The sequence below is a fragment of the Okeania sp. SIO3I5 genome (assembly GCF_010672085.1).
Lineage (GTDB): Bacteria > Cyanobacteriota > Cyanobacteriia > Cyanobacteriales > Microcoleaceae > Trichodesmium.
The window spans coordinates 1-12,841 of sequence record NZ_JAAHHT010000038.1; the positions used below are offsets into that span (position 1 = coordinate 1).

Below are 12,841 nucleotides of genomic sequence, written 5' to 3' on the forward strand. Positions count from 1 at the left end.
AAGGGGGAGAAATAGCCCCCTCTCCTTGCAGGAGAGGGGCAGGGGGAGAGGTCTTCGATAGTTTCCCGAGCCACAATTTGAGTATTGAAGGGGGAGAAATAGCCCCCTCTCCTTGCAGGAGAGGGGCAGGGGGAGAGGTCTTCGATAGTTTCCCGAGCCACAATTTGAGTATTGAAGGGGGAGAAAGACCCCCCTCTCCTTGCAGGAGAAGGGCAGGGGGAGAGGTCTTCAATAGTTTCCCGAGCCACGATTTTAGTCTGGACGTGCTACTACGTTGTCTTTGTCTAATTCTCCTAGTTGTTATAACTTTGGGATTTTCTCCTACTCCGGCTTTTGCTCACGGCTTTCAAACCGCCTACCTGGAATTACGAGAACAACCCTCTGGTCAAATTGACGCACTTTGGAAAACACCTCCAGCTTTTGGTTCTGGGGATGATGGATATGGACCTCCGATCGCCATTCGCCCTGTTTTTCCGAAACACTGTTCTGTAGCTATTACTCCAGGAGCGATCGCTACTTCTGTTTCCCAATGGACATTAGATTGTGGCGACAAAGGATTGGCTGAATCAACTATTACGTTTCCTGGATTGATTAATAATTTTGTGGAAGTGCTGTTGCGAGTGGAATGGGCGGATGGGCATTCCCAAACTACTATGTTGCCGACGGGGCAAGAAACTTTTGTGATTCCAGAAAAAACGACGGTGTTTGCTGTTGGGCAGACTTACCTGAAACTGGGTGTAGAGCATATTTTCAGCGGTATTGACCATTTGTTGTTTGTTTTGGGGCTGGTGTTAATCGTCGGCCCTTCTTGGCGTTTGGTGAAGACGATTACTGCTTTTACTTTGGCTCACAGTGTTACTCTGGGGGCGGCGACGTTGGGGTTTGTGAATGTCCCTCAAGCTCCTGTGGAAGCGGTGATTGCTCTGAGTATTTTGTTTTTGGCTTCAGAATTGGCTCATAGTCGGATGGGAAAAACGGGACTAACTGAGCAATATCCCTGGTTGGTGGCTCTGACGTTTGGGTTACTGCATGGCTTTGGCTTTGCAGGAGCTTTGACTGAGGTAGGTTTGCCGCCCCAGGATATTCCTCCGGCTTTGTTGTTTTTCAATGTTGGGGTGGAGTTGGGGCAACTGGCTTTTGTGTTGGCGGTGGTTGCGGTGATGGAGAGTCTGAAACGTTTGGGTTCCGAGAACTATCCGCGCTGGTTGGGATGGCTGCCTACTTATGGTATTGGGACGATGGCATCTTTCTGGTGTATTCAGCGAGTTATGGCGTTTTGGAGCTAACTGATAGAAACTCTATCTCAACATCTATAGTTGATTGAAGCGGAGCTTAAATCCTCGTTACAAAAAACTTCTGAATTCTGACTTCCTTAAGCTCCTGGCATCTTAACAATGGCTTGGTAGTTTCCACCTCCATTGACTGAGTGTAAGTCCAGTATTTCCCAACACACAACCAAAAGCTAACCAGTGGACTTCTTGTCCGGAGTTAAACAGATAGTGGAAATCATTAACGCCCTTAACGAAGTTATCGCTACCGAGGTTATAATTAGAAGATATCACTTTTAGATACAAAGCTATGTCAAACAAAACTTTTGACCTAAAACAATTACCAATGAGTCTTACTGAATTACTGTATTCGATTCAAGATGAGCAAGAAATAGTCATTACTAATGATAATATTCCGGTTGCTAGATTAACTCTACTTAATCCAGTTGTTGAAACTAGATTGTCATTAGAAAAAACACCTCAACCTGGATTAAATTTAGGTGCTATAGTAATGAATGATGATTTTGATCAATCTTTACCAGATGAATTTTGGTTGCAAAAACCATGAAATTACTGTTAGATACACATACTTTTATTTGGTGGGATAGTGAGCCATCAAAACTTTCTCAACGTGCATTAGAGTTATTAACAAATAAGAATAATTTGAGGTTATTGAGTGTGGTTAGTCTTTGGGAAATTTCAATTAAACACCAGTTAGGTAAACTAACATTAAATAAAACTTTTGGAGAAATTGTTGCTATTCAACAAAATAATTTGACCGAAATATTACCAATTACTGTTGCTCATGTTTTAGCTTTAGATAGTTTGTCTGTTTATAGCAAAAGGCAGAAGGCAGAGGGCAGAAGGCAGAAGGAAAAACCATGCGTTGTCTGGGTTTTAGGTTAATGATACGTGTCCTAACCTTTGCTTCGACTGCTATATCACAAAGATCCTTTTGATCGTTTACTGATTGCTCAAGCTAATGTAGAAAATGCAGTGCTGATTAGTCGTGATTCTGTTTTTGCTAATTATTCAGTTAAGGTAGAGTGGTAGTAGATTGGATTTTACCAAGAAAGCGATCGCTCTTTGAGAAAATTATAGAACGTACTAGACTGTTTCGTCGAAGATTTTTGGGACACAATCATTCAGCAAGTTGACAAACATTACTCAACCAAGTAGATGAAATAAATTTATCAAAATAATTGGGTCTAAAGCCCCTCTTTTTAAGGCGAAACGTTTTTGGAGCGGAGCTTGAATCCTCGTTACAAAAAACTTCTGAATTCTGACTTCCTTAAGCTCCTGGCATCTCACAAGAGTTTGGTAGTTTTCCAACTCATTGACTGAGTATAAGTCCAGCAATAGAGCTATCGCCTCTAGTTAGGAAGCGAGCGCAAAAACAAACTAAACCGATAGACATCTTGTCCGAGGTTCAAAAAATCCAAAAAAAGACAATTCCGATTGAGTTTATCTAACCACAATGAAACGAACGTTTTCGCAAGTCCAACGGCTTTTGGCCGGACTTTGCACTCTCCTCTTCGTTGGTAGCATTTTCCTCGCTCCCAACACCGCCCTGGCGACTCCCTCGATCCCAGGAGAATACGACTTTATATTTCGGAAAAAAACCTCACCCCCTGTGCCTGAAATAGATTGTCGCTTTGATCCGAATACGGAGTGTTACTCTCCCAATGTGGAACATCCTCAACAGGTGTTATGGGGCGATACCCACCTGCATACTATTTATTCCTTTGATGCAGGTTCTGCTGGAACTCGTTTGACACCCGCAGATTCCTATGAATTTGCTAAAGGGAATGAAGTCACGATTGATGCAGGACAACCCGTGAAGCTTTCTCGTCCCTTAGATTTTTTGGTCGTTACCGATCACTCAGATGGACTAGGGGCTTTTGGGCAGTTTTTGTATAATCCTCCTACAGATTGTGGTGCCGATCAAGAGATGGTCAATAGATGGCATGAAATGACGATCGCGGGTGGAGATGAGGCAGCTCAAGTTCAATCAGAAATTACTGCAGTCTTTGGCCGGGGGGAAGCACCCTTATGTATGTTTCCCTCTGCTGAAGAGTTCCAAACCGCTTGGCAAGAGATCGTTGATGCAGCAGAAACTTATAACGATCCAGGTAACTTCACGGCAGTGATTGGCTATGAGTGGACCTCGGTGTTGGGTGGCAACAACTTACACCGCAACATCATCTACCGCGATAATGGGGACAAAGCCAAGCAACTGGTCCCCTACACCACAGACCAAAGCACCAATCCAGAAGACCTTTGGAATTGGATGCAAGCTTATGAAGACAAAACCGGTGGTGATGTGCTCGCGATTCCTCACAATGGCAATCTCAGTAACGGTCTGATGTTTGCGGAATTCGACCATAATGGTAATCCCTTAACCAAAGACTACGCTCAACGGCGACAGCTTTGGGAACCGCTCTATGAAGTCACGCAGATTAAAGGTACCAGCGAGACTCATCCAGAAATATCTCCTGATGATGAATTCGCTGACTTTGAGGTTGCAGGTTGGGAAGACGGCAACATGGATATGAGCTTCAAAAAACCCAGTGACCCGGAAGCCCGCAAAGCCATGCGTGAGCATGAGTATGCTCGTCCGGCTCTGAAAAATGGACTGAAATTGGAAGCAAGTTTGGGTGTGAACCCCTTCAAATTTGGTCTGGAGGGTGCATCAGATTCTCATATGGCCCTGTCGGCAGTAGAAGAGAATAGTTACATGGGTAAGTACCCCAATGAGGCTCCCAGTGCTGAACGGGCAATAGAGGATCATGGTATCGGTCGTCTTGGATGGAACTATGGCTCCTCTGGCTTTATTGGGGTTTGGGCTACTGAAAATACCCGCAAGGCTCTCTTCGATGCCATGGAGCGGCGTGAAGTGTATGGCACCACCGGACCGCGCATGACGGTGCGCTTCTTTGGCGGTTGGAACTTCACCGACTCGGATCTAGACCCGGCTCCGGAGCTTATGGCTCAAGCGGGTTACGACAAGGGGGTTCCTATGGGCAGCGATTTGCCCCCAGCACCTCCGGTTCCTCTGATATATCCAGCGCCGGAGCCTCCCTCCCCGACGTTTATGGTGGCAGCACAGAAGGATTCAAATTCCTATGGGGCAAATCTGGACCGGATTCAAATCGTTAAAGGCTGGCTGAATGATGACGGCACCACTGAGGAGAAGATATTCGACGTGGCTTGGTCTGGCGAACGCACCCCTGGTGCCGACGGCAAGGTTCCCGCGATCGAAAACACGGTGGACACTGAAACAGCAACCTGGGACACCAGCAGCGGTACGGACTACCTAGCAGAGGTTTGGACTGACCCAGATTTCGATTCCACACAACGTGCGTTTTACTACGCGCGGGTGCTGGAAATTCCTACTCCACGTTGGACTGACTACGACAAGGCGTTCTACGGTGATGAGTGGTGTACTGGAACTAACCCGGAAGAAGGAGATTTAACCAACTGTGACGGCATTCCGCTGACTTTGCAGGAACGGGCGTATACATCCCCGATTTGGTATTCTCCAGCTACAGTGGCGATGGAACCAACATCCCAGTCTGGGCAAACTGTTGAAAATGTGAGTCACGAAGATTTTTGGGACACAATTATTCAGCAGGTTGAGAAACGTTATTCAACTAAGTAGATGAAGTAAATCTACGATCCTGGCATCTCACAATAGTTTGGTAATATCAAGACTATTGATTGAGTGTAAGTCCAGCAAATGAGCGATCGCTTCCCAACTAGAGGCGATCGCTCATTCAAAAATTCAAAATTCAAAATTCAAAATTCAAAGTAATGCAAAAATATAGGATCTAACAGCTATAGTTAAAAGAAATTTCAAACTTTTAACTTTTAGCTTTTGAGTTACTTATGGCCAATACCCCAGAAAATCCCAATGACCAAACCCACCTTTCGACCCCCAGAAAATGGAAACGAATCATAATTATCAGTGGTCTAGGATTAGGCACAGTCCTCGTAGCAGGGGGAATAGCAGTAAGTTGGTGGGTTAAAGAAGGATTGGCCCCAATGGTCAGTGATAGTCTAACTCAATTAATGCAAAGACCAGTCCAAGTGGGAGAGTTGAGAAAGTTTGGCCTGGGTTACATAGAGTTTGGCCCTTCATCCCTACCTCCGACTTCGACTGACTCTATTACTGCCTCTACAGATGTAGTCAAAGTCACTTTTCCTCTTGGACCAATTTTATTCGGAACTGTAAGACTAGATATTACATTCGGAGAATCTCAAGCAGTTGTAAAGCAGGAAGCTAATGGTTCATTTGCTATACCACTATTGGCAGAGTTACCTCCTCCACCATTAGATATTGACATTGAAAGGCTCAGTTTTCCCAAATTAAATGTTACTATTGAGCCTGCGGTAAAGGAAAAATCTGCTACCCCAATTTTGTTAGATTTGGGTAAAAGTGAAGTTCTCGCTACAGATAATGAAGAACGTTGGATAGTTAATCTGAATGGCAAGGTTATAGATGGTGGTAATTTTAAGGTTAATGCTGAAGCTAATATCAATACTTTGGAGGTTAAAGGTAATGTTGTAGCAAAAAAACTGCAACTGCCAATTTTTGCTCCGTTAGCGTTAGCGATAGAAAATATTCCGGATATATATGTTGAAAGTGGGGAGTTAGATGCGAACCTCCGCGCTCGGGTAATAATAACTGACAATATTGCGGATATTTTGCAGGATGCTAGAGGAAAGGTTAGCTTACGGGAGTTGAAAGCGAATACGGATATTTTGAGTAACTCGGTTAAGGTGAATACGGTTGCTAATTTTGCTTGGCCAAAAGTTAATCTGGAAAATTTGGATGTCAACTACGGGGATATTGGGGTAAAACTGCGAGGTGCAGCGGAAACAGGAAGAGATTTAGATTTACAGAATATTAAACTTGATTTGCAGGCGCAAGTTTTGCCTGTTTCTTTTGAGACTCTGTTTGATACTGCGGTAAGAGAAATTGGTTTGTTCTCGAATAACACTTCATCACCGGAAACTAAACAACAGTTACAGCAGATCAGCAGTCAAATTGAAAATATTAGACCTTTTTTGGCAGGAACAGTAAAAACTGATGTTAAGGTTTCTGGAAGTTTGTTGGAACCGGTGGTGTCGGGAAAAGTTGAGACTACTGAAGTTACTAGGGTTGACAGGTTAAGGTTTAAAGATATCGCTACGAAGTTTACTGTTAGTCCTGAGTTAAACCAAGAGTTTCAATTTGTTAATGTGACTGCTGGTTTCTCTGACTTACAAATTAATCCGGTGGTGGGAGGTAAGATAACTGGTAAAGGCAGCATTTCTGAAGTCATTGGGAAGCTAGACACGGATTTGGGCACGGATACACGGATTAAAAGTTTGGTTGAGTTAACATCTGTGCAGAGTCAGCAGCAAGAAACTAAATTTAACCCATCGGAGCTAGACTCGGATTTGGGCACGGATACACGGATGAAAAATTTGGTTCAGTCGGAGCTAGACTCGGATTTGGGCACGGATACACGGATGAAAAATTTGGTTCAGTTAACACCTGTGCAGAATCAGCAGCAAGAAACTAAATTTAACCCCTCGGAGCTAGACACGGATTTGGGCACGGATACACGGATTAAAAGTTTGGTTGAGTTAACATCTGTGCAGAGTCAGGAGCAAGAAACAAAATTTAACCCCTCGGAGCTAGACACGGATTTGGGCACGGATACACGGATGAAAAATTTGGTTCAGTTAACACCTGTGCAGAATCAGCAGCAAGAAACTAAATTTAACCCAAAAGTTGATTTAGATTTGCGGGTGGAAAATTTACCTGTGGAGGCGATCGCTCAACAATACGGCATCACCTCACCTCTTCCCATCGGTGACTTTTCTTCGGAGGTGAAAATTTCTGGTTTGTTGGAAAGTCTCAAAGGGCAAATTCAATGGCAGTTACCAAAAGCGGTTTATCCTTTAAGTGGTGAGGTTGATATTGTTAATAGTCAGGCAAATATTAAAAATACTGTTGTCAAAGTTGGTGGAGGAACGGTTAATATTAATGGCAATGCTAATTTGGAAAATTGGCAACTGAACGCTACGGCAAATCAAATTAATTTAGAGAATTTAGAACCTTTACAACCGTTGGGTTTACCATCAGGATTGGAAGGTATTGTTAATGGTCAAGCAAATTTTTCTGGTCTGACAAATCAATTGTCTATTAATAGTATTAATGGAAATGCCACGGGAAGAGTGAATCTTGCTGGTGGTCAAATTAATCTGAATGGTGAAGTAAATAATGGTAATTGGCAAGGAAAGGGAATAGCTACTCAACTGAGTTTGAGTGCTTTGGAAAGAATTGCTAGAAATTCGGATATTTTGATAACTCCTAATCCGATATTATCTGGTCGAACCGATGGAAAAATTAATGGTGAAGCAACTGCATCTGGGAGTTTAAATAATTTAAGTTTGCCAGGAGTAACAGTTGATTTTGACGGCAATCTTAATCTTGCAAATGGCAGAATTAATGCTGGTGGCAAAGTTAATAATGGTAGATTTCAAACTTTAGTTAATACTCAAGATTTGCCAATTAATCCTTTATTAGATTTAGGTTTGTCTGCGGTAAATTCTGGAATTATTACTGACCAAGAACAATTAAATCTAATTAAGACAAATATTCCACGGGTAAAATCTCTCAATGGTCAAATAAATGGCAAGGTCAATTTATCTGGAAATTTAACTAATCTTGACCCAGAATTTATCACAGAAAATCTCACAGGAAATTTAACTGGAAATCTAAAAATTGAAGCGGGAACAATTAACGCCACAGGTAACTTAAATAGAGGAAATTTCCAAACGACAGTTCAAACAAATCAAATAGCTCTAACTGCTGTAGAAAAATTATTGAATCAAACAGGAATAGCTTCAGAATTTAGAAGTTCTGCTTCAGAGAGAACTAATATTTTGCCAAGAAATACTGATGGAAATGTTCAAGGTGGAGCGACGGTATCTGGAAATATTAATAATTTAACTCCTGAAGGAATTACTGTTAATGGGGATGGCAAAGTAATTATTGCCGGAGGAACAATTAACGCTGAAGGAAAATTAAATCGAGGAAATTTTCAAGCTTCAGTTAATAGTAGTAAATTAGCAGTAAATCCTCTTTTAGATTTAGGCGAGTCAATTTTAGTATCTGGCTTAATACCTGTAGAAGCTAATCAAATCAAAACTTTGCAAGCTCAAATTCCGATTGTTAAATCTTTAAATAGTCAAGTAAATGTCAATGCTAACTTGTCTGGAAGTTTGATAAACTTGGCTCCAGAAGCAATAGCAGGAATAGCTAAAAGTAAGCTTTTTATTGATGGTAATAAAATTGATATTGATGGAGAATTGGAGCGAGGTAATTTTTTTGCTGATGTAAAAGCCGACAAAATTGGTTTACGCAGTCTAGAACAAATAATCAGAAAAACTGATTTAGTTGCTCTTCCACCTAGCGCAACTTTACCTCCAGGAATAGAAGGAGAAATTTTTGGAAATTTAAGCGTATTTGCTAATGTTAATAATTTGACTCCTCAAGCTATTGCTGCTGATGGAAGTGGAAAATTAATAATTGGAAATAACACAATTAATGCCACGGGTAAATTAGAACGAGGAAATTTTGAAGCAGCAGTGAGGGCTGACCCTATTCCTCTAAGTTTTGTTAAAAAAATAGCAAGAGAGCTAGCGCTAGACACGGATTTGGGCACGGATACACGGATTAAACAAAATGGTTTTGGCATGGATAAAGACACGGATTTGAGCACGGATGAAGGGATTAAAAAAGAGGAAGGATTAGAGGAATTTATTAAGTTAGCTTTGCCTTATTTAGAAGCAATAGATGGAAATATTCTTGGTAATGCTAAATTAGCTGGAAATTTAGAAAATTTAAACTCAGATGCTATAGCTGCTGAAGCAGAAGGAAAGGTAATTTTTTCTGGTGGTGGAGCGGTAAATATTACTGGGAAATTAGTCGGTCAAAAATGGCAAGCTACCGTAGTGGGAGAGCAAATTCCTTTAGAGAAATTTTCAGAAGCAATAGAAAAACAAGAAGAGGCAAAACCTGCCGTTGCTGCTATTAGACAAACTCAAAAATTATTAGGGCAAGCTGAAAATTTACCTGTAATTGGTGGATTATTTAATAGCAAGATTGACTTATCTGGAAGTCTGGAAAATTTAACTCCAGAAGCTATTCAAGCAAAAGCAAAATTAACACTTTCTGAATTACCAATTATTCAGAAATCTTTCAATGGTTGGTTTAGCTGGAATGGCAGGGAAATAGAAATAGAAAAAGTTACTATTCCGCCAGAAGTTAATGCAAATGGAAAAGTAGGTGTAGATTTTCCAGCACAAAAACCTCCCGCTGTTTCTGGAATTAATATCAACGTCAATTTGTCAGATTTTAATTTAGCATCTCTGCCAATAGAGAAATTTACGGAAGACTTACCCATCGAAAAAAAAGGTGAATTATTAACAGGTAGAGTCAACTTTGATGGCAAAATTATCGGTCAATCTATTGCCGACTTAAACTTAGTTGGTGATGTAGCTTTGAGAAATTTAGCAGTAAATGGAGTAGATTTTGATTCGGAGTTATCAGGCAAATTAAATGCGGGAATTACTCAAGGAGCAAGCGTTAAAATTGCTGGTAAAAATGATCGTCTGGAATTGGTGTTAGATAAAACCTATTTTCCCACTGCTTTTTTAGTTAAACGCGACGAAGCAAAACTCGCAGGAGTTACCCAAGGAGAAAACTTTTTAGTAACATTAGAAAAATTTCCTCTGGAGTTGTTAGGTATAGCACCAGCAGAACAATTTGGTATCGGTGCAGTTACGGGAGAAGCATCCGCAAAAATAGCTTTATCCGATCTGAGAACATTCGACATTAACTCTATCAAAGCAAACGGAAATTTAGAGGTGGCAAAACCTGGTATTGGTTACATAGATGCTGAAAGTTTCACAGCAGATATAAATTATGCTCAAGGAAAAGCAAATCTTAATGACGGTACATTGTTATTAGGAAATAGTCGATATGTCTTACAAGCAATGGTTGATCTAAATTCATCCAGTTCTACTTTTAACCCCAAATTTGCAGGGAGTCTCAAAATAGAAAAAGGAGAAGTGCAAGATATTTTGACTGCCCTCCAATGGTTTAACTTAGAAGAGATTGCACGGGGTGTGGCAACTCCCAATTATGGCACGGCAGCAAATGTGCAAACATTATCAAGAAGTTTTCCTGAAAATACCCCTTTAATGAAGCAGTTGCGTCGGTTTGCTAAAATTCAAGCGTTGCTGCAACAACAAACAAGTCAACAACCAGATACTCCCATACCAATACCACCCCTTGCCGATCTTGATGTCACTTTTTCGGGCGACATAATAGCGCAAGGATCGTTGCAGTCCGGTGTTGATGGAAAATTTGATATCAAAGGTAATGGTTGGAACTGGGGAATTTACAAAATAGATAATTTTCTCGTACAGGGTAAGTATGAAAATGATATCTTGACAGTCAAACCCTTAGAAATGCAAGTAGGAGAAGCATCGTTAGCATTCAATGGAGACTTTAGTCTAGAAAATCAAAGTGGGAAATTGCAACTAAAAAATGTAGAGTTGGCAGAAATACAGAAATTTGCCCAGAGTTATGTACCGCCAAATATCAATATTGCAGGAATGTTGAATTTAGAAACAGAATTAGGCGGAAATTTTGAAGATCCCAAAGCTTTTGGTAACATTAAGATAGTGGATGGAACTCTCAACGAACAACCTATTGAAAAAGCAGAAACAAAATTTAATTACCAAACTGAGAGACTGGGTTGCCAAACTGGGAGACTGTGTTTTGAGGGAGAACTTTCTATAATTGGAGACCCCATTGAATATAGAGGTAATATACCCATTGACTTACCCTTCGCTAAAGATTCCGCAGATAGCAATGAAATTAGTGTCCGCTTAAATGTCAAAAATGATGCCTTCAAAATAGTAAATATTTTAACTGATCAGGTGACTTTAAACTCAGGTAAAGGAGAGATATTATTAGAAGTAAAAGGAACATTGCAACAACCACAAGCAAAAGGTTCTGCCGAATTTAACGATATTAGTATAACTGCAGCAGCATTTCCCGATCCTGTAACAGACTTGGAAGGCACCGTTTTATTTAATGGCGATCGCCTCGAAGTCGAAAAAATTCAAGGAAACATTAGTGATGGTGTAGTTCAAGTTGTTGGTGCTTTACCACTATTGAAACCTTTTAGTAGCGAAGATCCAGATATCAACAACCCTCTGACAATTACCCTAGACAACCTTAACGTAGACTTTAAAAGAGCATTTCAAGGCGGTATTGATGGTAAAGTCGTAATTACAGGAGCAGCTTTGGAACCCAAAGTTGGTGGTAACGTAGAAGTATCCAAAGGTAAGATATTTTTGAATCAAGCAGCAGGTTTAGCAGGTGAATTCGCCTCTACAGCAGAAACTCAAACAGATGGAGGCAGCTTTGGTATGGGAGAATTTAAGATTGGTATCAATGATTTTCAGGTAATATTGAGCGATCGCCTACAGATGGTTAGTCCAGGACTAGCTAATTTTCAAGTTGGAGGTGGTTTACGGATAAATGGCACCGTCACTGACATTCGTCCTAGCGGTACAATTAACTTAGAAGAAGGTATAATTAACTTATTTAGTACAGATTTGCGTTTAGATCCTAACTATAACAATACAGCGAAATTTATCCCCGATAATGGACTCGATCCCATAGTAGATGTACAGTTATTAGCATCAGCTTTTGAAAGCAGTGGTTCATTAACAACAAGACCGAGTACTGCATTTTCAGCAGAAACAATAGATGCTCCATCACCAGGAACTTTGAATAGTAGTCAGAGAATCCAAATTATGGCCAAAGCAACCGGACCGCTATCAAAATTAGAAGATGAAGATAACAAAGATAACGAAAATAACCTAGAGCTAACCAGTTCTCCGCAGCGAACCGAGACACAAATAGTCAGTTTATTAGGAGGTAATATTGTTAATACCCTTAGTGCAGACAGAAATTTAGCATTAGCAAATGTGGCAAGTACCGCTCTATTTAGTGGCATACAACAGGATATTATTGACTTCACGGGATTAAGTGAATTTCGGATATTTCCTGCAAGTATTCCTAAAAGTGGATCGCAACGTGCGAACAGTTTAGGTTGGGGTTTAGAGGTTGGTATTGATGTAACAAAGGAACTCGGAATATCCGCAACTATACTTGAAGCACCAGAGTTGTCTGTGAATTATCAAGTTAATGATAAAGTACGTCTCCGAGGAGGTAGTAATTTTTCTGATAATGCAGTGTTGTCAATTGAGTATGAAACGAGATTTTGATTACAGCGGTTTTCATTTGGCACATTAGGGACGTTCCATGGAACGTCCCTACAAGATTCTGGTTGTGACGATGTAGTTCATCAATATGAAAAGCGCTGTAATATCATGTCTCTTTAAATAACCAGAATAAAAAATTTAGAGAGTAGGGAGGGAGTAGGGAGCGAAAAATATTCTCCCTTGGAGATAAGAAGATTTTTATTACGGCTAAT

General features: G+C 40.8%; 6 protein-coding genes. 5 read left to right on the forward strand and 1 reads right to left on the reverse strand.

The window, feature by feature from the left end; all coding sequences use genetic code 11:
• Positions 1–308 precede the first annotated feature (308 nt).
• The 4 genes from F6K40_RS11590 to F6K40_RS11605 all read left to right on the forward strand — a co-directional run bounded on the left by F6K40_RS11590 (position 309) and on the right by F6K40_RS11605 (position 4,929).
• The gene (locus F6K40_RS11590; protein ID WP_293135754.1) at positions 309–1,286 is read left to right on the forward strand and encodes a HupE/UreJ family protein; all 978 of its coding nucleotides are present in this window, start codon (positions 309–311) and stop codon (positions 1,284–1,286) included.
• Positions 1,287–1,578: 292 nt separating this feature from the next.
• A complete protein-coding gene (locus F6K40_RS11595) occupies positions 1,579–1,836 on the forward strand; it encodes a type II toxin-antitoxin system Phd/YefM family antitoxin (protein ID WP_293135757.1) in 258 nt (85 codons plus the stop codon).
• A complete protein-coding gene (locus F6K40_RS11600; RefSeq protein ID WP_293135760.1) occupies positions 1,833–2,174 on the forward strand; it encodes a type II toxin-antitoxin system VapC family toxin in 342 nt (113 codons plus the stop codon). Before F6K40_RS11595 ends, F6K40_RS11600 begins: the two co-directional genes overlap by 4 nt.
• A 571-nt stretch (positions 2,175–2,745) precedes the next feature.
• A complete protein-coding gene (locus tag F6K40_RS11605; protein WP_293135763.1) occupies positions 2,746–4,929 on the forward strand; it encodes a DUF3604 domain-containing protein in 2,184 nt (727 codons plus the stop codon).
• Positions 4,930–4,940: 11 nt separating this feature from the next.
• On the opposite strand, the gene F6K40_RS11610 is transcribed toward F6K40_RS11605, so the two are convergent.
• Positions 4,941–5,063: a hypothetical protein gene (locus F6K40_RS11610; RefSeq protein WP_293135766.1), complete on the reverse strand. Its 123-nt coding sequence runs from the start codon at positions 5,061–5,063 to the stop codon at positions 4,941–4,943.
• Between the two features lie 93 nt (positions 5,064–5,156).
• On the opposite strand from F6K40_RS11610, the gene F6K40_RS11615 reads away from it, so the two are divergent.
• Positions 5,157–12,632 carry a translocation/assembly module TamB domain-containing protein gene (locus F6K40_RS11615; RefSeq protein ID WP_293135769.1) on the forward strand — a complete coding sequence of 2,492 codons (7,476 nt, stop codon included), beginning with the start codon at positions 5,157–5,159 and terminating at the stop codon, positions 12,630–12,632.
• Positions 12,633–12,841: the final 209 nt, after the last annotated feature.

What these genes read in the sequence shown, in the direction of transcription:
- F6K40_RS11605 (WP_293135763.1), top strand. Translation starts at nt 2,746, where the DNA reads ATGAAACGAACGTTTTCGCAAGTCCAACGGCTTTTGGCCGGACTTTGC.
- F6K40_RS11615 (WP_293135769.1), top strand. Translation starts at nt 5,157, where the DNA reads ATGGCCAATACCCCAGAAAATCCCAATGACCAAACCCACCTTTCGACC.
- F6K40_RS11595 (WP_293135757.1), top strand. Translation starts at nt 1,579, where the DNA reads ATGTCAAACAAAACTTTTGACCTAAAACAATTACCAATGAGTCTTACT.
- F6K40_RS11600 (WP_293135760.1), top strand. Translation starts at nt 1,833, where the DNA reads ATGAAATTACTGTTAGATACACATACTTTTATTTGGTGGGATAGTGAG.